This is a genomic window from Ferdinandcohnia sp. QZ13 (assembly GCF_031324165.1).
In the GTDB taxonomy this organism is placed as follows: domain Bacteria; phylum Bacillota; class Bacilli; order Bacillales; family Bacillaceae_L; genus Ferdinandcohnia.
Genome location: NZ_JAVIVW010000015.1, coordinates 175,445 through 199,695, shown reverse-complemented (window position 1 = coordinate 199,695; position 24,251 = coordinate 175,445). Strand labels below are relative to the sequence as shown.

At 36.6% G+C, this 24,251-nt stretch carries 27 protein-coding genes and 1 pseudogene; 22 read left to right on the top strand and 6 right to left on the bottom strand.

Annotation, left to right across the window (positions count from 1 at the left end; translation table 11 throughout):
• Nucleotides 1-16 precede the first annotated feature (16 nt).
• The 4 genes from sigX to RGU12_RS14670 all read left to right on the top strand — a co-directional run bounded on the left by sigX (nt 17) and on the right by RGU12_RS14670 (nt 3,843).
• A complete protein-coding gene (sigX, locus tag RGU12_RS14685; protein WP_116352411.1) occupies nt 17-568 on the top strand; it encodes an RNA polymerase sigma factor SigX in 552 nt (183 codons plus the stop codon).
• Nucleotides 540-1,769 (top strand): hypothetical protein, encoded by a 1,230-nt coding sequence (locus RGU12_RS14680; protein ID WP_309536753.1) that lies wholly within the window; start codon nt 540-542, stop codon nt 1,767-1,769. Before sigX ends, RGU12_RS14680 begins: the two co-directional genes overlap by 29 nt.
• 354 nt (nt 1,770-2,123) lie before the next feature.
• The gene (locus RGU12_RS14675; RefSeq protein WP_309536752.1) at nt 2,124-2,837 is read left to right on the top strand and encodes a peptidoglycan DD-metalloendopeptidase family protein; all 714 of its coding nucleotides are present in this window, start codon (nt 2,124-2,126) and stop codon (nt 2,835-2,837) included.
• Nucleotides 2,838-3,030: 193 nt separating this feature from the next.
• Nucleotides 3,031-3,843: a histidinol-phosphatase gene (locus RGU12_RS14670; RefSeq protein ID WP_309536751.1), complete on the top strand. Its 813-nt coding sequence runs from the start codon at nt 3,031-3,033 to the stop codon at nt 3,841-3,843.
• A gap of 407 nt (nt 3,844-4,250) precedes the next feature.
• Here RGU12_RS14670 and RGU12_RS14665 read toward each other — a convergent pair whose 3' ends face one another.
• Entirely contained in the window at nt 4,251-4,499 is a 249-nt protein-coding gene (locus RGU12_RS14665; protein ID WP_077618638.1) for a 4Fe-4S domain-containing protein, read from the bottom strand.
• A gap of 294 nt (nt 4,500-4,793) precedes the next feature.
• Between RGU12_RS14665 and RGU12_RS14660 the strand changes: the two genes are divergently transcribed.
• The 5 genes and pseudogenes from RGU12_RS14660 to RGU12_RS14640 all read left to right on the top strand — a co-directional run.
• Nucleotides 4,794-5,867, top strand: a complete 1,074-nt coding sequence (locus RGU12_RS14660; protein ID WP_309536750.1) for a YpbB family protein — start codon at nt 4,794-4,796, stop codon at nt 5,865-5,867.
• Nucleotides 5,864-7,375 carry a RecQ family ATP-dependent DNA helicase gene (locus RGU12_RS14655; RefSeq protein ID WP_309536749.1) on the top strand — a complete coding sequence of 504 codons (1,512 nt, stop codon included), beginning with the start codon at nt 5,864-5,866 and terminating at the stop codon, nt 7,373-7,375. The genes RGU12_RS14660 and RGU12_RS14655 overlap by 4 nt, the downstream gene beginning before the upstream one ends.
• A gap of 6 nt (nt 7,376-7,381) precedes the next feature.
• Entirely contained in the window at nt 7,382-7,966 is a 585-nt protein-coding gene (locus RGU12_RS14650) for a CPBP family intramembrane glutamic endopeptidase (protein WP_309536748.1), read from the top strand.
• 17 nt (nt 7,967-7,983) lie between these two features.
• Entirely contained in the window at nt 7,984-8,649 is a 666-nt protein-coding gene (locus RGU12_RS14645; RefSeq protein WP_309536747.1) for a LysM peptidoglycan-binding domain-containing protein, read from the top strand.
• A 167-nt stretch (nt 8,650-8,816) separates the two neighbouring features.
• Nucleotides 8,817-9,068, top strand: a pseudogene (locus RGU12_RS14640) (DUF2663 family protein); the annotation flags it as partial.
• Between the two features lie 138 nt (nt 9,069-9,206).
• Here RGU12_RS14640 and cotJC read toward each other — a convergent pair.
• The 3 genes from cotJC to RGU12_RS14625 are packed head-to-tail and all read right to left on the bottom strand — an operon-like array spanning nt 9,207 to nt 10,312.
• The gene (gene cotJC / locus RGU12_RS14635) at nt 9,207-9,776 is read right to left on the bottom strand and encodes a spore coat protein CotJC (protein ID WP_116352402.1); all 570 of its coding nucleotides are present in this window, start codon (nt 9,774-9,776) and stop codon (nt 9,207-9,209) included.
• A 39-nt stretch (nt 9,777-9,815) separates the two neighbouring features.
• Nucleotides 9,816-10,085: a spore coat protein CotJB gene (locus tag RGU12_RS14630; protein ID WP_309536746.1), complete on the bottom strand. Its 270-nt coding sequence runs from the start codon at nt 10,083-10,085 to the stop codon at nt 9,816-9,818.
• Nucleotides 10,082-10,312, bottom strand: coding sequence for a spore coat associated protein CotJA (locus RGU12_RS14625; protein WP_309536745.1), 231 nt, complete (start codon nt 10,310-10,312; stop codon nt 10,082-10,084). Before RGU12_RS14625 ends, RGU12_RS14630 begins: the two co-directional genes overlap by 4 nt.
• A 212-nt stretch (nt 10,313-10,524) precedes the next feature.
• On the opposite strand from RGU12_RS14625, the gene RGU12_RS14620 reads away from it, so the two are divergent.
• The 4 genes from RGU12_RS14620 (at nt 10,525) to RGU12_RS14605 (ending at nt 14,770) form a co-directional block, all read left to right on the top strand.
• Entirely contained in the window at nt 10,525-11,298 is a 774-nt protein-coding gene (locus RGU12_RS14620) for a metallophosphoesterase (RefSeq protein ID WP_309536744.1), read from the top strand.
• 109 nt (nt 11,299-11,407) lie between these two features.
• Complete coding sequence (locus RGU12_RS14615; RefSeq protein WP_309536743.1) at nt 11,408-11,998, top strand: genetic competence negative regulator; 591 nt, start codon at nt 11,408-11,410, stop codon at nt 11,996-11,998.
• Between the two features lie 326 nt (nt 11,999-12,324).
• Nucleotides 12,325-13,608 carry a Glu/Leu/Phe/Val family dehydrogenase gene (locus tag RGU12_RS14610; protein WP_309536742.1) on the top strand — a complete coding sequence of 428 codons (1,284 nt, stop codon included), beginning with the start codon at nt 12,325-12,327 and terminating at the stop codon, nt 13,606-13,608.
• Between the two features lie 196 nt (nt 13,609-13,804).
• Nucleotides 13,805-14,770, top strand: a complete 966-nt coding sequence (locus RGU12_RS14605) for a YpdA family putative bacillithiol disulfide reductase (protein ID WP_309536741.1) — start codon at nt 13,805-13,807, stop codon at nt 14,768-14,770.
• Nucleotides 14,771-15,181: 411 nt separating this feature from the next.
• On the opposite strand, the gene RGU12_RS14600 is transcribed toward RGU12_RS14605, so the two are convergent.
• On the bottom strand, nt 15,182-16,153 hold the full coding sequence (locus RGU12_RS14600; RefSeq protein ID WP_309536740.1) for an asparaginase: 972 nt from the start codon (nt 16,151-16,153) through the stop codon (nt 15,182-15,184).
• Nucleotides 16,154-16,293: 140 nt separating this feature from the next.
• On the opposite strand from RGU12_RS14600, the gene prsW reads away from it, so the two are divergent.
• The 8 genes from prsW (at nt 16,294) to rpsA (ending at nt 23,282) form a co-directional block, all read left to right on the top strand.
• Complete coding sequence (gene prsW / locus RGU12_RS14595; RefSeq protein ID WP_309536739.1) at nt 16,294-16,929, top strand: glutamic-type intramembrane protease PrsW; 636 nt, start codon at nt 16,294-16,296, stop codon at nt 16,927-16,929.
• 142 nt (nt 16,930-17,071) lie between these two features.
• Entirely contained in the window at nt 17,072-18,148 is a 1,077-nt protein-coding gene (sleB, locus tag RGU12_RS14590; protein WP_396232360.1) for a spore cortex-lytic enzyme, read from the top strand.
• Between the two features lie 18 nt (nt 18,149-18,166).
• On the top strand, nt 18,167-19,522 hold the full coding sequence (gene ypeB, locus RGU12_RS14585; RefSeq protein WP_309536738.1) for a germination protein YpeB: 1,356 nt from the start codon (nt 18,167-18,169) through the stop codon (nt 19,520-19,522).
• Between the two features lie 162 nt (nt 19,523-19,684).
• Entirely contained in the window at nt 19,685-20,362 is a 678-nt protein-coding gene (locus tag RGU12_RS14580) for a flagellar brake protein (RefSeq protein WP_309536737.1), read from the top strand.
• A 75-nt stretch (nt 20,363-20,437) separates the two neighbouring features.
• On the top strand, nt 20,438-20,620 hold the full coding sequence (locus RGU12_RS14575; protein ID WP_116352390.1) for a YpfB family protein: 183 nt from the start codon (nt 20,438-20,440) through the stop codon (nt 20,618-20,620).
• A gap of 149 nt (nt 20,621-20,769) precedes the next feature.
• Nucleotides 20,770-21,441 (top strand): (d)CMP kinase, encoded by a 672-nt coding sequence (gene cmk, locus RGU12_RS14570; protein WP_309536736.1) that lies wholly within the window; start codon nt 20,770-20,772, stop codon nt 21,439-21,441.
• Between the two features lie 5 nt (nt 21,442-21,446).
• Nucleotides 21,447-22,028 (top strand): lysophospholipid acyltransferase family protein, encoded by a 582-nt coding sequence (locus tag RGU12_RS14565; protein ID WP_309536735.1) that lies wholly within the window; start codon nt 21,447-21,449, stop codon nt 22,026-22,028.
• Nucleotides 22,029-22,145: 117 nt separating this feature from the next.
• Nucleotides 22,146-23,282 carry a 30S ribosomal protein S1 gene (rpsA, locus tag RGU12_RS14560; protein WP_309536734.1) on the top strand — a complete coding sequence of 379 codons (1,137 nt, stop codon included), beginning with the start codon at nt 22,146-22,148 and terminating at the stop codon, nt 23,280-23,282.
• 42 nt (nt 23,283-23,324) lie between these two features.
• Here rpsA and RGU12_RS14555 read toward each other — a convergent pair whose 3' ends face one another.
• On the bottom strand, nt 23,325-23,468 hold the full coding sequence (locus tag RGU12_RS14555) for a YpzI family protein (protein ID WP_116352386.1): 144 nt from the start codon (nt 23,466-23,468) through the stop codon (nt 23,325-23,327).
• 183 nt (nt 23,469-23,651) lie between these two features.
• On the opposite strand from RGU12_RS14555, the gene RGU12_RS14550 reads away from it, so the two are divergent.
• Complete coding sequence (locus RGU12_RS14550) at nt 23,652-24,251, top strand: YphA family membrane protein (RefSeq protein ID WP_309536733.1); 600 nt, start codon at nt 23,652-23,654, stop codon at nt 24,249-24,251.

Here is a 24,251-nt window from a genome sequence, read left to right as displayed (position 1 = left end):
CGGGAGGATTTGCAAAATGGATTCCTTATTTGAGGAACTATATGAAAAGTATCATCACGATGTCTTCTCCTTCTTATTTTATATGGTAAAAAATCGTGAACTGGCTGAAGATCTCGTTCAGGAAGTTTATATAAGAGTTTTAAAATCATATGATAGATTCGAAGGAAAAAGTAGTGAAAAGACATGGCTATTTTCAATTGCAAGACATGTTGCGATTGATTCATTTCGAAAACAAAAAGGCTGGAAACAAAGAATTATGGATTCCTTTGATTGGAGCCGCCAAGAGGTAAAAGATTTTGCTCCACTTCCAGAAGAAATAGCCTTACAAAATGAGCAAGTACAGATGATGTACCGGTGTTTAGAACGCTGTACGACTGATCAACGTATGGTCTTAATTTTACGTTATATTCAATCTCTTTCGATTGCTGAGACCGCTGAAGCTCTAGGATGGACAGAAAGTAAGGTAAAAACAACCCAACATAGAGCACTTAAGGTTTTAAAGACATATATGGAAGAATCTGGTATAAAGGAGGGTGTAGATGATGAAAAAATCAGAGTGGAACGATGAACAACTAGAGCAGATGCTATCGCAAATGCCAAGAATCAAAGACAATCGAAAACCACAAGAAATTTATCAAAATATAACCCTTAAAATGAATAAGCAAAAGAAAAAGGTTTGGATGGTTCCTACTATTGCATCTGTGGCAGCAGCGCTTCTGTTATTCATCTTAGCTCCTTCTTTCATAGATAATATGAATAGTTCAAGCTCCGACTCTGCTGAAATGGCGCGAGAAAAAAGCAGTATTGCGATGGAGAATAAAGAAGAAACTTCAAATGATGAATCATTCAGCACTTTACAAGAAGCTGACGAGCCAAAAGCAGATGATGAGGTGGAGATTTTTTCTTCAGAGGAACAACCTATCCAGAACTATGCAGTAAATAGTGTAGGAGAAAATCAAGTACTATTAACATATGGGGTATATTTAGGTGGTGTCATGTTTCCTACCATCGTATCAATTATTGTTGAATCAGATGGCCAGGATGTTGTAGAACAATGGCAAAAGAACATTCCACAGGTAAATGAATTTATTCGTCAAAATGCGGGATGGGGCATTGATGAGATACCAGAGTCCTATTTTACGGATTTTTCAGAAGTTGAAACGAAGGATTCTGCAAAAGCCGTAAGGGTAGATGTGAATAACGCAGTTCATACAGAGTCATTCTCATCTGCTCAAAGAGTAGAGTTTGTACATGCAATTAATTCTTTCCGCTATCTGTTAGAAGATTTTCAGCATGTTGAACTTTTTCAAAATAATCAACAAGGGATGATGATTGGGGAGACCGGTACTACAGAAAATAATATCGATCTCGAAAAAGATACGAAAAAAGCCTATCTATATTACATGAATGAAGAATCCGGTAAAAAGCTTCTAGCTCTAACTTATGAAGACTTCAAGACAGTTAAGCAGGCGCTGGAAGCTATGAAAAACGATAAAGATCAAGGCGATTATAAACTTTATCCAACCATCATATCCGAAATAAAGGATATTAATGAAGATGGCTCTAATTTAGAGGTTCATTTCAGTGACGATGCAGTTTTAGAAAACACAGATAATTATATTTTAATGTTAGATGCAATCATGCTAACGGCAAAGGAATTTAACTTTGATAAGGTTACATTTTACGGAAATATCGATCAAATTGGAAATGTACGCTTCGGCAAACCGACACCGGTACCATTAGCACCAAATCCATTACCAATACAATAAAGAGGCACATAGTTGTCTCTTTTTTTTGTGCGTCAATTAAATGCGCCTTGGCGTATTTGCACTCAGATTTTTAGACCTAGACAAGGTTGGTCATAGCATTATCCGACTGATTGCTAAAAAGTTTCCTTTGAAAATTGCATGTCTACGCCGGATGCTTTAACATTATTCAGCCTTTAGTTGAAAATCAGTTTATTGGCTAACTCTAGTTGTAGTCATCCCCGCCACTAGTACTTTTACTGAATAAAGTTAAAATATACATGCATTTATTTACATAATTTAAGAAATTTTTTCAAATAATGAAAGGGTGTTAATCTTCATAGCACGAATTGTTCATTTTTTTTGAGGAGGATCATCATGCTTTTTTTTGTTAGACGGATTGTTATTTTTGCAGTAATGGTAATTTGTGTAGGTTTTAGCTATTTAAACATTCAAAATGCCAGTGCACAGGAATTACCAGCAGAAACAACAGAGGAGTGGGCATGGCCAGTCACAGGAAGAGTCACGGATACATTTGGCACAAGACAAGGGAATCATAAAGGTTTAGATATCGCTGCTCCAATTGGAGAACATATATATGCGGTAGAAGAAGGAATCGTTACCATTTCAAGTTTCAAGGGTTCGTATGGACATGTCATTTTCATACAACATCCTAATGGTTATGAAACGGTCTATGCGCATCTAAGTAAACGTAGTGTAAAAGAAGGAGAACGAGTTGCAAAGGGCCAAATAATTGGGCAAATAGGGAGTACAGGGAATTCAACTGGACCACACTTACATTTCGAAGTACACAACGGGGAATGGAATCCTTCGAGAAATAATGCCATTGATCCTTTTTATGTATTGACTGATGAGCAGATTCCGGTTCCTGCGATTATGCAAAAAGAGGGGATTGAGGTTTCAAAAGAGCTTGAAACCTACACTGTCAAGGAGGGAGAATCTCTTTCCGTCATTGCAAATAAAGTGGGATTATCTGTCGAAGAAATTAAAGCTTTAAATCAGTTAACAGGCGACATAATTTTTCCAAATCAAGTCTTAACTTTATTCAGTGGGGATATAATCCCCGACTGAATAAAGTTAGAGCCTCCGGCGGATGCCACGATTTTTTAAAGGAAATTTTTCGAGCTTGCTCGAAAAAAATCGGGCGCAAATACGCTTATGGCGTATTTGATTTATAGAAAAAACCTAAATAATTTTTTGCATTTTTCATTCCCATCAGAAGTCAGTTCATGTATAATGATAAAAACTTCGATGGGGGATTCTTATGCGCACTGATTATCACAATCATTTAGAGCTAGGTACACTTGAATTAGACTATTTAATGAAGTTTATTGATGAAGCTAAGCTTAAGAAGATTGATCATTTTGGGATTTCAGAGCATGCTTATCATTTTTATCAGACAAAAGATATCCTTAGTAATCCTTGGGTAGATGCAAGGAGATATTACGATATGAAGGATTATGTTGATTTATTTAAGCTTGCCTGGAAAAATGAAATTGATGTAAAAATGTCAATCGAAATGGATTATACACCTGGAAAGCACAACGAGATGAAAAAATTCATTTCTTCCTATGACTTTGATTATGTAATTGGATCGATTCACTGGGTTGGAGATTTTGGAATTGACCTTGCAGAGTTCCGTGATGAATGGGATAAACGAGATTTACATGATACATATACAAAATACTATGATCAGGTAATTACATTAGCACAATCAAACTTATTTGATATTATCGGTCATATTGATCTTGTCAAAATATTTAAGTATATTCCGGAGGATGAAGAATTCCTCTTGTATCAATTTGATCGGGCGACAACTGCTTTAGCAAATTCCAAAACATGTGTTGAAATTAGTACAGCAGGATTACGAAAGCCGATTGGCAAGCTTTATCCTGATCCAAGGCTACTTCAAATGTGTTTTGACAAAAATATTCCAATTGTCTTGTCATCAGACGCACATCGTCCACAAGATGTGGGTGCCGATTTTGAGCAGGCAATTGATTTAGCAAAAAGTGTTGGCTATAAAACATTGATGACATTTGAAAAAGGTGAACGTAAAGAAGTTCCACTAGGATAATCAAATAAAACAGGCTACCTTAGCCTGTTTTATTTATTAAAAAGGCTCTTTTCTAAAAGATTGTTGTTATTAGCCTAAAGTTTATTGGTGGAACTAGGGTGATTTCCGCTTCTGGCACTCGCTTTCCGCGGGCGATCCGCAAGCCTCCTCGCTCGTGCCTCACTGCGGGGTCTCGCTTGGCTCGCTATTCCCGCAGGACGTCGACTTTGCTTCCTTGAAACTACACCGCACGAAGAAAATGCCTGCATTTTCGAGGATCTCGCGCCATACGCTCCAATCACTAGAGGGAGCACTTATGTGTCTAAAAATACTTATTAATGGCTATATCAAAAACAACAAAATTTGCGAAAACAGCCATTAAAAAAGAACCCTTTTTCGGAAAAGGGTTCTTTAGAGATTGAATAGGACTATTCAAATTTTAGCGGATCACCATCAAATGGCTCGTCTGCAACTTTAATGGAATCAGTTGGACAGCCCTCGAATGCATCGATCATATCTTCTTCTAATATTTCTGGAATTTCAACAATTCCTTGGTTATCATCAAGTGTTACAAATGCAATACCGTCATCATCGTAATCGTAGATGTCTGGTGCAGCCGCACCACATGCACCACAAGCGATACAAGTTTCTTTGTCAACAATGGTATACTTTGCCATGTGTACTTAACCTCCCGAAATCATTACATGTATAAACATATATTTATATTAGTTCCCAATCCTACTTCCTCATAAGATGGAAACAGCTTCCTCATATCTCATTGTAAAGCTGTTCACAAAACTTTTCAATAAAAATATAATGTGAGATTGCTTATCGGAAAAGGGTTTTTCCCTGGCTGACAAGCATATACATATTTCCACAGGAAAACATCCCACTTTTCGTTATTATTTGATAAAATAAAGGTAACATTCATTCGACAATTTTCCATGTATTTCGATTGTGAGGGAAAGACCATGAACCTAACCTATCGTTCAATATTGATATTAACATGCATCGATAAACTGAACGGAGAACGTACCGTTTATGGAGTTTATCATTTATTGAATGGTAAAAAATCCTCTCAAACGATTGGGGATGCGAATCTATTTAATCTCACATCATTATTTGGAATTCTTAAACCCTTAGATAGAGAACTATTTGATAAAGAGATAAAATTGCTACACCAACTTTCCTTGATTGAAGAAATAAAAACACCAAAAAACAATAAATTTATCGTGACTGATACTGGATATTCCCTTTTAAATAGTAATCATAAAAAGAAACCAATTCCTAAACATTTAAATGGTTGGAATTACAATGATCAATCTCTAGTGCTTTGGCGGAGACTTTCGCTTCTAACACAGGTTTTGTCGAATCTCATTAATGGGAACAAACAATACACACCCATTCAACAGGATGAAGCAGTCTTTGAATGGGTTAAAGAATTTTTAATGAAAAACGGACATAACCGGTATGTACTGGCTGAATGCCTATATAAAGAAGTTTTGCTTTCCCTTGAAAAAGTTACAGAACTTGAAGCAACCATTTTCGTGATGAGGTTAACAAGTTCGACCAGAATCGGCAATACAATTGAGCAAATTAGCTCTTTATTAAATGAGGATGAGACATGGTGCCAACTTCTTTTTCTACATACGCTGCATACGATTGTTAAACAACTTGAAATAAATGGTGAGCAGTTTCCAATCCTTGTTTCAATGACTCAGACAAACCATGACAACAATGTGTTATTCACTGCTTCAACGAATACAACTTATCAGATGCTAATGCAGGGAAAGACAATTGACGAAATTGCACTTGTTCGAAATTTGAAACGGAATACAATTGAAGACCATGTTGTAGAAGTCACACACCAAAAACCTGACTTTTCAATTGATCCATTCGTGCCCTCTGAACATCAACAAATGATTGTATCAGCATTTAAGATGTTGAAAACCAAACAATTAAGACCTATTAAGGCAAAACTTTCAGATGACATATCTTATTTTGAAATTAGACTGGTCCTTGCAAGACATGGTGACATTACATGAATCTTAAAAAAATTTTAAAAGAAAAATTTAATCATACTTCCTTCCGAATAGGGCAACAGGAAATCATCGAGGATATACTTAGTGGCCAAGATGTCATTGCACTTTTACCCACAGGAGGAGGGAAATCCCTTTGCTATCAGTTGCCCGCGCAAATTCTTAATGGGAGTGTTCTGATTATTTCACCACTTGTCGCATTAATGGAAGACCAGGTGCTTCAATTAAAAAAAATGGGAGAGAAAAGGGTAATTGCTCTGAATAGTTTCCTATCATACGAAAAAAAACGAAAAATTATGCCCAGCCTTCACAAATATAAATATATCTTTGCATCACCTGAAATACTCCAATCGAAATTTTTGATTAATCGATTAAAAGGAATTCATTTTTCGTTATTTGTTGTGGATGAGGCCCATTGTATTTCGCAATGGGGACATGATTTTCGCCCTGACTATTCAAGGTTAGGTTCGATTCGTGAATTTCTAGGGTCTCCACCATGCCTTGCATTAACAGCAACGGCAACAAAAGAAGTTTTTGAAGATATCAAAGGAACTTTAAAATTAACAAATCCGAAAATGCATATACACTCCATAGATCGACCCAATATTGCAATCGCAGTAAAAAAGGTTAATTCCATTGAAGATAAAAAGGAAGAGCTTTTAAAATATGTAAAAGAGTTACAAGGTCCAGGAATTATCTATTTTTCAAGTCGTGTCTTGGCTGAAAATACTGCCCAATTTCTAAAGGATCAAGGTTTTGAACGAGTTGCTTTTTATCACGGTGGAATGGAGCAGGAAAAAAGAATGCTGATCCAGGAGCAATTTATTCATAACCAATTATCCATTATTTGCTGTACAAATGCATTTGGGATGGGTGTAAATAAGCCCGATATTCGATTTGTCATTCATTTTCATTATCCTTCACAGATGGAGTCTTATTTACAAGAAATAGGACGTGCAGGGCGGGATGGAAAACCAAGTGCGGCCATACTACTTTTTCATGAAATGGATCACGAAATTCCAGAAGTCTTAATAAAATATGAACTTCCGACAAAAGAACAAACACAATTGGTCGTTGAATATATTAATCAGGAAATTAAAGATAAGGGCAAATTTTTATATACAAAAACGGTTGAAGAATATTTTCTAACCGTCTTTAGTGTATCAGAAGTCCAATGGCGATTTATTCAATATTATTTGTCCTTGGACGAGATTGTACAAACACAAGTTGAAATGAAAACTTCCATCAATATCGTCGGAGAAGCTGCAAGAAAACGATATGTATATAAGTTTAATAAACTAAAGATGATGGAGAACTGGATAAAGTCACAAAGATGTCGTCGGGAAGAAATTTTAGCTTATTTCGATGAACAGATTGAAAAAAAGCCATCATCATGCTGTGATCGATGTGAAATAGATTGGGATATGTATAAACGTAAATGTAATGAGGGAAATGAGTGGAAGCCACCTTCTTGGAGACAAGAATTACATCGAATTTTCCATAGAAATGGGTGAAAAAATATGGGTAGGCGCCAAGCTGATATTATCAAACATTTACCGGATAAAGAAATTGTTTTTCACCTTTATTTAACCCAAGGAATTTTATTAGTTGTTTCCTTAGTCCTTGGTTTTTTCTTCTTTGACAATTGGTCATTATTTACAAAGCTGTGGAATTGGAAGGATTGGAATATTCTTTTCATTGGTTCTGCTTTTGCATTGGTTGTTGTCATTGTTGATTTATTGCTAATGAAGTGGCTGCCAGAAGCAATGTATGATGATGGTGGGATAAATGAACGTATTTTCCAAAAAAGAAGCATCCCCCATATTTTTATCCTGTGTTTATTGATTTCATTTTCGGAAGAAATTTTATTTAGAGGTGTCATCCAAACTCATTTTGGACTTTTCATTGCTAGTTTAATTTTTGCAGTATTACACGTTCGTTATTTATATAAATGGGTTTTGTTGACATCGGTTGTCCTTTTAAGCTTCTTATTAGGGTATATTTACGAGCTTTATCAAAATCTTTGGATTACGGTGTATGCTCATTTTTGGATTGATTTTATTTTTGCAGTAAAGATTAGGGCCGATTATTTGCGTAGACTTTAAAATGAGGAGGTATCGTCTTGAAGCAGGCTGAAGGAGAAAAGGAATCAAATGATTTAAAGACAAGTACTTCGACACTACCACCTCGAAGTGAATTTCATAAAACGAAGAAAAAGAAAACAAAAGTGAAGATTAAATATCCAATTATTCGTTTGTTAGCTCTTTTGTTTGTATTACTTCCCGTTGCAATCCTTAGCTATAAGTTTAATTCGAATCCAGACCAACTTGAATCAACGCCAGTAAAAAGGAGCACAAATTTTGAAAGTATCAGCTATGAAGACGAAGATGAGACTGAACAAGCTCCTGAAGCAGAAGAGATTAGAGAAGAATCTGAAAATGTTGAACATGAGTCGACAGTAGAAAAAGAGGAACCAAAACAGCCGGAAGTTGAAAAACAAGTGGAAGTACCAACTAATGAAGAACCAAATCAAAACGCCGTCGAAATCACAGATCCACCAACAGCTGAAGAAACAAAAGTAATACAACCTGTTCAACAGCAGGAAAAACCGAAGGACCGCTATGATGTGAAGTATCATACTGTAAAAGCGGATGAAACACTTTATCGAATTTCCATGCATTATTACAATAGCCGCTCTGGTGAAGAATTAATCAAAAGATGGAATAATCTAAATGGTGATACTGTCGTCGAAGGACAAGTTTTGCGAATTCCAATTAAACTAAATTAGTTTTAAAATCTTATATGACGCGAGGTTTCTCGCGTTATTTTTATGATTAGACATATACGAGGGTACAAGCTCATATTTATATGAACAGAAAATTGGGGTTAAATGAATATACAGACGAAGTGAAAAAGCAAATGCTTCAGCATTCTGTTGAGTAAAAGAGAAAATTTGAAAAGTTAAAGGTGAGAGCGTATTATATGAAGCTTGTTGCTCTTTTTCTATTATCATTTTTCTTAGTATACGTATATAAAACAATTGTTCTTCCTTATAGCCATTCGACCGAGCTGATGATTTCTGTTTTCCTTGATGGCTCCATTTACTTCATGTTTGCCTTCATCATAGGGGGTCTATATGGAGGTATTCGTTATGTAGATAAGAAGAAAGATGAAGCAGAAGATATGCCATCTGATGTGAAGTTGTAGATATGAGTAAGGATTTATGGAAGGAATCAGCTCAAGGGGTGAGCGCCAATGGTTTTTGAAATGATGAAGAAGGAATTTGACTTAAATTTATATCATGAAAGTAAATAGCTGAATTTCGCATCCAGCTATTTACGACATTTAAAAGTATTTCTTTTTATCACGTTCTTCTTTAAGTATTTCTACTGCTTCTTTAAATCGTTGGGCATGGATAATTTCCCGCTCCCTTAAAAAGCGTAAGCTATCATTTAAATCGGGATCATCACTCATATTGATGATCCATTGATAAGTAGCTCTTGCTTTCTCTTCCGCAGCGATATCCTCATATAAATCAGCAATAGGGTCACCTTTTGCCTGGATATATGTTGCAGTAAATGGTACACCTGCCGCATTGTGGTAAAATAATGCTTTATCATGATCGACATAGTGTTGATCTAGGCCTGCAGCTTTTAATTGATCTGGGGTTGCGTCTTTTGTCAGTTTATATACCATAGTTGCAATCATTTCTAAATGTGCAAATTCTTCTGTTCCAATATCATTTAACAATCCAATAACCTTTCCGGGGATTGTATAACGTTGATTTAAATAACGTAATGCAGCGGCTAATTCACCGTCAGCTCCACCATATTGTTCAATTAGTAACTTCGCTAACATTGGGTTACACGTACTCACTTTGACTGGATATTGCAGCTTCTTCTCATAAATCCACATTAATGTATATTCCTCCCCCTGCAAAATAACTATTTTTTATTAAACCTGCCACGGCCACGGTTCGTCATCCCAATTCCAAGGGTAGCTGGAATAGCTATACCGACCATATTGAGTTAAGGGACCAAATCTTTCTTCATACTGTTTCGCGACTTTCCTTCGTTGCTGGGAAACTGTGTTGAATTGTTGAATCGCCTGATAATCATTAGGATGGGTATCAAGATACAAAGTGAGCTCCACAAGGACAAAATCCAAAGCTTGCAAATCCTCTAATAACGCATAATATTCTGGGGGCATCTGTTTTTGATTCATTCGCTCTTAGCCTCCCTATTTGGTTCATATGGGCCGAAATACGGATCGTAAAAGAGTTTCCAAAGTGTCCCTGTGTATAATGCTTCCTTTGGTGTGAATTGAGGTAAATTTGCTGGCTGAAAAGGTATATAAAGATTTGGTGGGGTAACGTATGTTTTAGGTGTGATTGGTTTACAAGGGTCGAATGGGCTTACATAGGGGTAATAGGCCTTCCTTGTTGTAAACATGAAGCAACCTCCTTGATGTCAAAATACAAAACGATGTCATTCTACTGTATGGTTTATGGAGTAAAAAAATGACAGGGAACACGTTTTTTCTGAAGGGTTGGAAATATGTTTTAATATGGATGCTGAGAATGGTTTAAGGTTAGCCTTTTCCATAATTTATGGTATCATATCCTTATATTAGATGCGTGATCGAGATAGATAGGGCGTGAACTATGATATATTTTTTGGGGATTATAATTGTAGGAATGTTGCTCCTTCTATTCATGTGGCAGGAAGCAAGACTTGAGCGTGTTGTAACAAAGACACTAACATTTTCGGATTTTCCCAAAAGCTTTAAAAAATTAACCATTTTCTTCATTTCAGATATTCATAGAAGAGAGGTATCTGAGAAAATAATTAATGAAGTAAAAGGAAAAGCAGACATTGTGATAATTGGAGGGGATTTAACAGAAAAGGGTGTTCCCTTTGAACGTGTCAAGAAAAACCTTCAATTAATTAATACCGTTGGACCAACCTATTTTGTATGGGGCAATAATGATTACGAAGTGGATTATCATGAACTTGATTCTTTACTTTTAAGTATGGGTATTAAAATTTTAGATAACACCGCGATGTTTTTTGAAACAGAGGACGGCGAGAAGCTTGCTCTGCTTGGGATCGATGATTTGAAGGTAGGGAGAAGCAGGCTAGATCTTGCTCTTTTAGATGCAGGGGATGAGGCGGATTTTAAAATTTTGATTAGCCATAATCCAGAAATAAAAAATGTTCTTATACCAGACAACAAGATTAATCTCTTATTATCGGGTCATACACATGGTGGACAAATTCGGTTTTGGAAGTTTGGGCTATATCCTAAAGGCGGTGTTGAGTATAAAAACGGAATGACCATATTTATCAGTAACGGTTACGGTACATCTGGCATACCGTTAAGGTTTGGTGCACCGCCTGAAACACATTTAATTACTCTTCAATCATCTGATAGCTAATTCATTGCAAAAAATGTCCCAACAATGCTAATTCCAAGAACATAATTCATTTTCCTTCATAAAATAATGTAACGGTTGCTGTAGGTGTGATGGTGAGGGAGGGTTTTCAATGCGTCTTGAGCGCTTAACTTATAATAAAATCAAGATTTTTCTAACATTTGATGATCTGGTTGATCGTGGCCTCACTAAGGATGATCTTTTGTCGGATTCGCTTAAGGTCCATCAATTATTTCGTGATATGATTGAGGAAGCAAGTGTCGAACTAGGCTTTGAGGCAGATGGCCCCATTGCTGTAGAAGTTTACTCTTTGCAAGCACAAGGTATGGTTATCATTGTTACGAATTCAGTAGGGGACCTTGAAGATGAAGAATTTATGGATGAAGATTATATTGAAATGCAGGTTACTCTTGATGAAAGTAAAGATATATTTTATGAGTTTCGTACGTTTGAAGATGTCATACAGCTTTCAACCAGATTAAATAGTTTATCCATAGATGGTGGCAAGTTATATTCATATGAAGACTATTTTTATTTATTACTGGAAGATAATTTGTCTTTTCAAACAGAAAATATCATTGCCATTTTAGCCGAATTTGGAACTCCTGCAACACTAACAAAATATAGAGTTCATGAATATGGGAAAATCCTTTTTAAAGAAAATGCAATGAAAGAGATTTACAATTATTTTATAAAAAAGTAGGAGGGACCTCTAATAAGAATTAGGGGTTTTTCTCTACGCAATAGAATTCTAAATGTAGATTCTAACAGCATTTTTATTTTAATAAATTAAATGAAGATTCTTCATTTTTCATCTTGCATAAACATATGGAAGGTGTATACTAGTGACTGGAAAGGTGGACAATAATACTATCTGGAAAATAGATGTTATTTTTCTGTCTTTGTTTTATACAAATGTGAAATCATATTTTAATAACCAAAAAACCGAAAAACTCGGCATTTCCAGCTTCTTGTTTACACCTTTAAGGAAGAGGAATCGAACTGTGAAAAATCTTGGGAGGTTTACAAATGGTAGCCGAAAACAATAAGGACATTTCAAAACAGAATAACGAAGAGAAAATGGATGTCCTAAAATCTACACAAACAGTCATACATAAAGCATTAGAAAAATTAGGGTACCCTGAGGAAGTATACGAACTTTTAAAAGAACCAATCCGAATGATGACCGTTAAAATTCCAGTACGAATGGACGATGGTTCTGTCAAAATCTTTACAGGCTATCGGGCTCAGCATAACGATGCGGTAGGTCCAACAAAAGGTGGGATTCGCTTTCACCCAAATGTAACTGAAAAGGAAGTTAAAGCGCTTTCGATTTGGATGAGCTTAAAATGCGGCATCGTCGATTTACCATACGGTGGAGGAAAAGGTGGAATCATTTGTGACCCTAGAGATATGTCATTCCGTGAACTTGAGCGACTTAGTCGTGGCTATGTTCGTGCAATTAGTCAAATCGTAGGACCTACAAAGGATATCCCGGCACCAGATGTATTTACAAATTCTCAAATTATGGCATGGATGATGGATGAATATAGTCGAATTGACGAATTTAACTCACCTGGATTCATCACTGGAAAACCCCTAGTATTAGGCGGTTCCCATGGCCGTGAATCTGCAACTGCGAAGGGTGTAACCATTTGTATTCGCGAAGCAGCAAAGAAACGTGGCATTAATCTAGAAGGTGCTCGTGTAGTTGTACAAGGATTTGGAAATGCAGGTAGCTTTTTATCAAAATTCATGCATGATGCAGGTGCTAAGGTAATCGGTATTTCTGACGCATATGGCGGCTTATACGACCCAAATGGTTTGGATATTGATTACTTATTAGATCGTCGTGATAGCTTTGGAACAGTTACAAAGTTATTTAACGATACCATTACTAACAAGGAGCTATTGGAGCTTGATTGTGATATTCTTGTTCCGGCAGCTATCGAAAACCAAATTACAGAAGAAAATGCCCATAATATTCGTGCAAGTATTGTAGTGGAAGCTGCAAACGGTCCTACAACACTTGAAGCAACACAAATCTTAACCGAAAGAGGAATCCTGCTTGTACCAGACGTTTTAGCAAGTGCAGGTGGTGTGACAGTGTCCTATTTCGAATGGGTTCAAAATAACCAAGGCTATTACTGGTCAGAGGAAGAAGTAGAGGAAAAACTCGAAAAAGTGATGGTCAAATCATTTGAAAACATTTATTCAACAGCACAAAATAGACGTGTTGACATGAGACTAGCAGCCTACATGGTTGGTGTAAGAAAAATGGCAGAAGCGTCTCGCTTTAGAGGTTGGATTTAATTCTTAAGAAACATTTCATTTGCAAGAATAACGGAAATCTCCTATCATTTTTATGGTAGGGGATTTTTATATTGGGGTACATCCTCGTAGTCTTGAATTATTTAACAATATCTCTTATAAGAAATTAGGAAAAGATAAATCAAAAAACGTCAAATATAAAAAAGAAGGCGTATTGAATATAGTAGGAGTGACAAACATGCAATTGGAAGAAGTCGTTATTATTGGGGGAGGACCCTGTGGCTTAGCAGCAGCTATTGCACTGCAGAATGTCGGAATCAAACCATTGGTAATTGAAAAAGGAAATATTGTAAATGCCATTTACCATTACCCAACCCACCAAACATTTTTTAGTACAAGCGAAAAATTAGAGATCGGAAATGTTCCATTTATTATTGAGGGGAGAAAGCCAAAAAGAAACCAAGCTTTGGCTTATTATCGCGAAGTAGCAAAACGTGAAAAAATTAGAGTGCATGCATTTGAAAAAGTAACGGGTGTCACCAAACTAGACGATGGGCATTTTAAAATAACAAGTTCTAAAGGTGAGTATCAAGCAAAATATGTAATCGTTGCGACTGGTTACTATGATAATCCAAACTTTATGAATGTTCCAGGCGAAGATCTTCCTAAGGTTTTCCATTATTTTAAAGAACCACATCCATATTTCGATAAAGATGTTGTTGTAATTGGCGGGAAGAACTCAAGTATTGATGCTGCTTTAGAGCTGGTAAATGCTGACGCGAGGGTTACTGTTTTATATCGTGGATCTGAGTACTCCTCAAGCATTAAGCCATGGATCTTACCTGAGTTTGAATCATTGGTCCGTAATGGGATTATTACGATGGAATTTAATGCCGATGTAATCGAGATAACTGAAGATGCCGTGATCTATCAGGTTGGGAACGAAAAAAGGGGGATTAAAAATGATTACGTATTTGCCATGACAGGCTATCATCCAGAACATAGTTTTTTACAGAAAATGAATGTTCAGATTGAGAAGGAAACAGGTAGACCATTATTTAACCCTGACACGATGGAAACGAATGTTGAGGGGATTTTTATCTCTGGTGTCATTGCAGCGGGGAATAATGCGAATGAAATTTTCATTGAAAATGGGCGCTTTCACGGAGACTTAATTGCAAAAGCGATCATAGATAAAAAATAGGGTGACTCTAAGTCGCCCTATTTGTATTGTACAGATAGCTTTCTCCAATAGCTCCTGTTCCTTGGAGTGCAGGCGCTCGACTCCTGAGGGAATAGCATGAGCTTTGAGACCCCGCAGGGAGTATGCTTTTTGCTCACGAGGAGGCTCAAGCCATGCCCGCGGAAAGCGTCCACCTCCTAGAAAATGCATTCGCATTTTTTTCGTGCGGTGCAAATTCAAGAAAGAATTTGCAAAATGCAGCGGAAATCAATTGTGTCAAAAACAACAAAGTTTGTGAAAACAGCCTAAATTTTTTAATTCATTTATGACAAAAAAATAATTTGGAAAACACTTGACTACAGTTAAGAAAGCGAGTACTGAATCAGAAAACACCCTATGTTTTAAAAGTAAAAATCTTTAAGAAATGTGCCTTTATTTATAAAACATTTCCTGTATTTCATCATGATCAATTGTGATTTCTAATGTGACCAACAGTTTAAGTCTTGCTTTTTGTCCATTAAGACCATTTGAAAAAATAACGCCAAGCTCTTTTAATCGACGTCCACCGCCTTCGTAATTATACACGTCCTGTACATATCCGTTAAAACAACGGGACACTAATACAACAGGTATACCACTGTCCATAAGTTCCTTAAGCTCAGGTACCATCGTTGGTGGCAAGTTGCCTTGTCCAAGCGCTTCGATCACTAATCCATCCGGATGTATGGTCCGAATTGCCCGAAGGACCTGACCATCCATCCCTGCATAAGCCTTCAAGAGAACAACATTTTTTGTTATTTCCTCAATGTCATATGTTTCCCTAATCGTAGGCATGTGGTGGAAAGTGATTTCTCGTTTGCTCACAATTCCTAATGGCCCGTATTGCGGACTCTGGAAGGTCGCGATATTACTAGTGTGGGTTTTTGTTACGTTTTTAGCTGTATGAATTTCATCATTTAATACAACTAAAACTCCCATTCCAACGGCACTGTCGGAAGCTGCAACACGAACAGCGGAAATTAAATTATATGGACCATCTGCTCCAAGCTCATTGCTCGACCTCATCGCTCCTGTCACGACGATGGGAATATCGGATTGGACGGTTAGGTCTAAAAAATATGCCGTTTCTTCAAGTGTGTCCGTTCCATGGGTAATGACAACACCTTCAATTTCATCTTCTATAATACTCGTTTCAATCTTTTTCTTTAGCAAAAGCATTTCTTTTTCCGTGATATGTGGAGATGGCAATTGAAATAATTCTTCCACTTTAACATCCGCAATTGCGCTTAAAGCATCAGTGTGAAGTAAAAGTGGATTTTGTTGATTTTGTTGGACAGCACCAGTTTCTTTGTCCTCCATCATTGCAATCGTTCCACCTGTATGTATAATGAGTATTTTTTTCATCTGAATCGCCTCATTTCAATATAGAAAAATGTTCCATTTAAGGATAGTTCATATTTTCATTTACCACATTACATGTTACGATAAAAGTGTTTGTTACTCAACTCAAACATAATTTACATTCGGGGAGAAGAGGTTTCTTTATGGTGGCGGTCATAACCGCAGGGCTAGCACCTGGACTTGCGTTATTAAGTTATTTTTATTTAAAAGATAAATATGAGGCCGAACCAATTGCAATGGTGTTTCGAGTATTCATTTTTGGTGCATTGTTGGTATTTCCAATCATGTTTATTCAATATGTGTTGGAGGTTGAAGAGGTATTTAGGAATAATCTTTTACAAGCCTTCTTATCTGTAGGGTTATTAGAAGAATTTTTCAAATGGTTTATCCTTTTTTATACCGTTTACCAACATTTTGAATTTGATGAAGAATATGATGGAATCGTGTATGGCGCATCCTTGTCGTTAGGATTTGCAACGCTGGAAAACATTCTCTATTTATTTGCAAATGGACTCCAGTTTGCAGTTGGCCGTGCTCTTTTACCGGTATCTAGTCACGCGTTATTTGGTGTGATTATGGGGTTTTACTTAGGTAAAGCAAAATTTTCCCCTAACGAACAGAAAAAATGGATTCTCATTTCCTTCTTATTCCCGTTTTTATTACATGGTTTTTATGATTACATCCTACTTTCAATGAAGAAATGGATCTATATCATGGTCCCATTCATGTTATTTTTATGGTGGTTTGGATTACATAAAGTAAAAATTGCAAAACCTTAACCTGTCAATTGTGGCAGGTTATTTTTATTGGATTCATTTTGAAAAGTATTGAATCTTAGTTGAAATACTTCTGAATAAAATACTAATCTCTACAGAAAATACTTGTAAGTATATATAGAAAATGGTTAGGGAGGTAATTAACATGAGCTGTAAAAAGTATTTGATGTTCCCCATCGTCCTTATCATGTTTGTTGGTGTGTTCATCGGAGGAACTACTAATAATGTTCAAGCTTTTTCTGATCAGATTATTCAACGTGGTGCAACAGGTGACGATGTTATTGAGCTGCAATCAAGATTACAATATAACGGCTACTACCATGGTGCGATTGATGGGGTTTACGGATGGGGCACATATTGGGCAGTCCGGAATTTCCAGAAGGCATTCGGCCTTGAAGAGGTAGACGGCTTAGTCGGTGACAAAACAAAAGCAATGATTAACCGCTTTACTAAGTATAATAAGCAATTTGTATACGACAATTTGCGCAAAGGGAATCGTTTTACCCACTATGGGGGTGTTCCTTGGAGTATTCAATCGGCTCCTTCTGAAAAAAATATCCAAAAAGCAAAAACTACGGCAGAGGCAAGACGTGCAGAAATAGAAAAACAATTTACGGTAGAGCAAAAGAAGCCACAGGCTGGACAGGGAGGTGCCCAGCAACAACAACCAAAGGCACCTACACCAAAGCAACAGCAGCCGCAAGCTCAGCGACAGAACCCTCAAGGGCAGCAAGGTCAAACCAAGCAACCACAAAAACCTCAAGCACAACCTAAGCCGCAGGCTAAACAGCAACCAAAAGCAAAGGTTGAACAACAAGGAGAGGCTAGATCATTAGGACCAACAGCTGTAAATATGCCGGGGGGGTTTTCGCAAAATGATATTCAACTTCTTGCAAATGCGGTATATGGAGAGGCACGTGGTGAGCCATATATTGGGCAAGTAGCAATTGCTGCCGTTATTTTAAATCGTCTTGATAGTCCAACATTTCCAGATACAGTCTCTGGTGTCATTTTTGAACCACTTGCATTTACGGCGGTTGCGGACGGGCAAATTTGGTTGACGCCAAATGAACAGGCAAAAAAAGCCGTTATTGATGCGATAAATGGCTGGGACCCAACAGGTGGGGCAACTTATTATTTTAATCCGGCAACTGCAACAAGTAAATGGATTTGGGGCAGACCACAAATTAAGAGAATTGGCAAGCACATATTCTGTAGATAGAATGGAAGGTGAGGCAAATTGTTAAGAGGAATATTAATTACTGTACTTACGATTGGTATCATAGGAACAGGTTATTGGGGCTATAAAGAGCACCAAGAGAAAAATGCCATTCTAATACAGGCGGAAAATAACTATCAACGAGCATTTCACAATTTAACGTATCATATTGACCTTTTACACGATAAAATCGGAACAACACTAGCCATGAATTCAAGAAATTCACTTTCTCCTGCACTTGCCGATGTGTGGAGAATTACATCTGAGGCGCATTCAGATGTAGGACAATTGCCATTGGCTTTAATGCCTTTTAACAAAACAGAAGAGTTTCTAAGTAATATCGGGGATTTTAGCTATCGAACGGCAGTTCGTGATTTATCTAAAGAACCATTGTCAGAGGAAGAATATAAAACACTTCAGCAGTTATATAAAAATGCAGAGGATATCCAAAAGGAACTCCGAACGGTCCAACATCTTGCAATGGAGAATAATCTCCGTTGGATGGATGTTGAATTAGCACTTGCTTCGGGTGAAAAGCAGGCTGATAACACGATTATCGATGGCTTAAAAACTGTTGAAAAAAATGTTGCTGCCTATTCTGAGAGTGATTTTGGAGTCACCCTTACAACTACAAAAAAAGATGGTGGAGAATTTCCAAATTTAGAGGGTCCGCAAATTAACGAGGAACAAGCGAAAGAAATGGCAAAAAAGTTTCTCGGGTTAAAAGGTAATATTGACATAAAAGTCACTGAGAATGGCGAAGGTTCACCAAATGGTTTTTATAGTCTAGAGATAAATGACCCTAAATCAAAAGTAAATACATTCATGGATATAACAAAAAAAGGTGGAATCCCGATTTGGGTCATTCGTAACCGTGAAGTTGCTAAAAGCTCAATCAGCCTTAATGATGCATATAATCGGGCACAAAAATTCCTAAAAGATAATAAATTTGAAAATCTAGAGCTCTTTGAAAGTGCACAATACGATAATATTGGTGTATTCAATTTCGTTTCTTCAGTTGATGGAATACGAGTCTATTCAGATTCGATTAAAATGAAAGTAGCACTTGATGATGGAAACATTATTGGATTTACGGCAAGAGATTATTTAATGGCTGGTAAAATTAATGCACCAAGTAAACCTAAAATCTCAAAAGAGGAAGCAAGGAAAGAAATTAACCCAAACCTTCAAATCATGGAGGATCGTCTAGCCATTATTACAAACGAACTTGATCAAGATGTCCTCTGTTATGAATTTTTAGGAACAATTGATAATGATACGTATCGAATCTTTATCAATGCCGAGAATGGATTTGAAGAAAAAGTTGAAAAGCTTAAAAATGCTGAACCAGTCTATAAGGGAATGAACAAATCATAATGAAACAAAAGGAAAGCTAGTTTTTGCTTTCCTTTTTTCTGTTCCCACTTCGAAAGATAAAGCTTGTCGTCCATATGTGGGTGTCTTGCGCTTTTCTTGTTATTCATGGTTTAATAAGAATACAGAAGAATTTACAGAATGTTTTAGAAAGAGTGAACGATTGTGTTGAAAATTGGGGATTTGATTTACCTTGAACCCACCATTAATCCGAATGGTGAAAAATATCGGTGTAGGGTAGTTGAAAAAATGGAAAATAGGATTTACATCGACTATCCAGTTAACAACAGTACTGGGAAAACGGTTTTTTTATTAAATGGGACACAGCTAAAGGCTTTTATTGCAGCTGACAGTACTTCAGCATATTTTTTTGACACGACCGTGTTAGGAAGGGTCAAACAAAATATTGCAATGATTGTTCTTTCCTATCCAGGTGAAGACAGTATGTATAAGATTCAGCGACGTGAATATGTACGTGTTGAAACGTCAGTAGATGTTGCTGTACATAGTTTAAACGGGGAATTTCAGCCATTTGTCTCCATTACCCGTGATATTAGTGCGGGAGGTGCGGCTATCATTTTACCGTCTTCAAAAACAATTATACCGGGGCTAGATATCCTTACACATTTTGTTCTTCCATCTCTTTCTGAGGAATATCATTATGTGACTCTTAGAAGTAATGTGATCCGAATTGTGGATGGTAAAAATGGAGAAAGAAATAGGGCTTCTATTAAATTTGTGGATATAAGTGAATCAGATCGCCAGCTATTAATTAAATTCTGCTTTGAAAGACAATTATTATTGAAGAAAAAAGGGATCCATTCAAGTGAAATTATGAAATAGGATAAACTAATAGAATAAAATTCTCTAAATTTTTGCATACTAGTATAAAACTCTCTTATAGGGTAGGTATGCAAAATGAAAAATTTCGAACGGATATTAATAAAGCTAGCTATTATTCAATTTGTATTTTTACTTCTAGCACAGGCTATCATATTATATACCCCATTAACCCCATATATCACGAGAATGATTGAATATGAGGGTGTTGACAAATCAGACACGACCAAAACCATTGAAACATTACTAAATAACAATTAAAATGAATTGCAGGGATTCCCTGCAATTTTTCGTAGGTAGGAATACTGTTCAAATGAATCAATATAATATAGTTTAGATAGACAAGCTTACTTGTTTATTACTATTTTTAATTCCTACCGATTGTTACATACAGGAGGCATACATAGTTTATGGACAAAAAGATTTCAATAGCAATTGACGGACCTGCGGCTGCAGGAAAGAGTACAGTCGCAAAAATTATCGCAAAGGATCTATCTTATATTTATGTTGATACAGGTGCGATGTATCGTGCATTAACATACAAAGCTTTACAATCAAATTTAGATTTAGAAAATGAAGACCAGCTTCTTAAGGCATTACAAAATGCAAATTTAGAGTTAAGACCAAGTGATAACGGCCAGCTTGTTTTTATCGATGGCAAAGATGTAACTGAAAAAATTCGGGAGCATGATGTGACAAATTCGGTATCGATTGTTTCTAGGCATCGCAAGGTCCGCGAAGACATGGTCAAGCGTCAGCAAGGATTTGCTGAGCATGGTGGAGTTGTAATGGATGGTAGGGACATTGGCACTCATGTCCTTCCAAATGCAGAAGTGAAAATATTTCTACTTGCTTCCGTAGAAGAAAGAGCTGTACGCCGCCACGAAGAAAACCTTTCAAAAGGGTATCAGTCCGATTTAGAGCAATTAAAATCTGAAATTGCTGCTCGGGATAAATTAGATTCTGAACGTGAGGTTGCCCCATTGCGAAAAGCGGAAGATGCAATTGAAATTGACACAACATCATTAAGCATTGAAGAGGTTGTAGCAAAAATTATGGATGTTGTAAAGGAAAGGATTTGACTGGCATGAACCTTTATCCCTTTGCACGAGGTTTAGTTGGAGTTATCATAAAACCTCTTTACCGCATTGAAGTTCTGGGCAAGGAGAACATTCCTAAGGAAGGCGGTGTCTTGATTTGTTCAAATCATATTGATAATCTTGACCCACCTGTTGTTGGAGTTACGTCACCTAGACCCATTTATTTTATGGCAAAAGCAGAATTGTTTAAGGTTCCTATCTTAGGTCAGATATTACCGAAAATAAATGCTTTCCCTGTTAAGCGTGGAATGAGTGATCGTGAAGCACTTCGGACAGCATTAAAGGTATTAAAGGATGGGAAAGTATTAGGGATTTTTCCAGAGGGTACAAGAAGTAAGGATGGAACTCTAGGAAAAGGGTTATCAGGTGTTGGCTTCTTTGCATTAAGATCGGAATGTACTGTCGTTCCTTGTGCGATTATAGGTCCTTATAAATTGTTTGGTAAATTAAGGGTTGTGTACGGAAAGCCTGTTCAAATGGAAACATTCCGTGAAGAGAAGACTTCTGCAGAGATTGTAACCAACAAAATTATGGATTCCATAAGAGAAATAATGGAAAAATATAAATAGATTAAGAGTTTATACTTGACAAATAACTCTATTTATTAGAAGTTAATTAAAAGAATATTTTTAACTTTATCTTATACATAAAGAGTTTTTCTGTTGGACATTAAGGAGGTAATTGGAATGGCAGAGGATATGAATCAAGTCGAGTACAAAGAGTTACAGGTTGGTGATGTAATCACTGGCAAGGTAACAAAGGTAGAGGAGAAACAAGTATTTGTTTCAGTTGAGAACAGTAAGCTAGACGGCATTATCCCAATTAGTGAGCTGTCCAGCCTGCATGTTGAAAAAGCAAGTGATGTTGTATCAGAAGGAGAAGAACTAGAGCTTGCCGTTACTAAAGTAGAAGAAGAAGCTTTAATTTTATCTAAAAAAGCAGTTCTCGCTTCTAAAGCGTGGGATGAATTAGAGCAAAAATTCAATTCTGGTGAAGTATTTGAAGCAGTTGTAAAAGATGTTGTTAAAGGTGGACTGGTTGTTGACCTTGGTGTAAGAGGATTTATTCCAGCATCTTTAGTCGAGAATTATTATGTTGAAGATTTCTCTGACTATAAAGACAAATTGTTAACAGTAAAGGTTGTAGAACTTGACCGTGAGAAAAACAGAGTCATCTTATCTCACCGAGCTGTTGTGGAAGAAGAACAAAAAAATAAGAAGCAACAGGTTCTAGATTCATTACAGGTCGGAGCTGTACTTGAAGGTACTGTTCAACGATTAACGGATTTTGGAGCGTTCGTTGACATCGGTGGTATTGATGGATTAGTCCATATTTCTCAGCTTTCACACGAGCATGTGTCAAAACCGTCTGATGTTGTTGAAGAAGGACAGGTAATTAAAGTCAAAGTTTTATCTGTTGACCGTGATAATGAAAGAATTTCTTTGTCTGTTAAAGAAACATTACCTGGTCCGTGGGAAAACATCACCGAGAAGTTATCAGTTGGTGATGTAGTCGAAGGAACAGTGAAAAGACTTGTTTCATTCGGCGCATTTGTTGAGGTATTGCCTGGCGTAGAAGGCCTTGTACATATTTCACAAATTTCTTCTAAGCATATTGGTACCCCTCATGAAGTATTAAAAGAGGGCCAAGCAGTACAGGTGAAGGTTCTTGAACTAAATGAGTCAGAAAAACGTATTTCTCTAAGCATGAAAGAACTTGAAGAAAATGTTGAAGAAGACTATAGCAAATACCAACAACAAGAGGAAACAACAGGTTTTCAGCTTGGAGAAGTAATTGGCGATCAATTAAATAAATTAAAATAATCAATAAAAGAAGAAGCTCTCACCCGAATGGGTGAGAGCTTTTTATTTTGGATTCATACGATTCATTTCTCTTGCTTCTTCAGGTGTATCTAATCTTGTTGCACCTTTATGATCAAGAGATTGGTCTCGGTCAGACTCGACTACTCGTGCTTTTTTCAGCTTGCTTTCCTGTCTATCTCTACCCATCTTAATTTCCTCCTTTTTCATCCCTACATAAGTTTACATGTATAGGGAAATTTATGTAGGGATAATCCTTCATGTAAATTCAAATGAAGTTTCACTTTATTGTGTCTTAAAAGGATTTTTGGTATGCAAATGGGTTAAAATTCATAATTTCGAGCCATAATGGAAATAGTAGGAGGTGGAGAAATGGAAGGTGCAGTATTTTATTGGATTTGTTGGATGGCTTGGGTTTGCAGTACTTTTTTTATGAAGAAAAACAGGGAGAGGCTACTTTTATCCATTCTGTTTTTAGTAACAATCATTTTATCACCTTATTACATTGGACTAGGTGGTATTAAAATCAATTGCAGTATTTTTCTTATATTCTTTTTTTGTATGAAAGAAATCTCGAAAAGACCAAAAAAACAAGTGCTTTATATGCTCATCTGTATTCTTACCATCTCTCTAGCCTATTGTAGTTTTTTAATGTTTGAGTTGTATGACCCTGTGTGGCTTCTTTTTAATCGTAATTTGATGCTTGGAGCAGCCTTAATATATGTAACCTTAATGTTATTGAAGGATTTTCGGTTACGACTAGCAGGGGTTTTGATTGGGTCCATACAGGGTGATATTCTTTATGGGATTATCGTGAATAATGTCAATTTTTCATATGAGATTGGTTCATTTGTCTTTTTAGATGTCATTTCAATTTGTTTTTGTTTTATTTTTGTTTGGTCATCTTTAGAAATACTGTTACGTCATGTTGATGTAATGGTCCAAAAAAACACGAAGGAGAAACACGGCTAG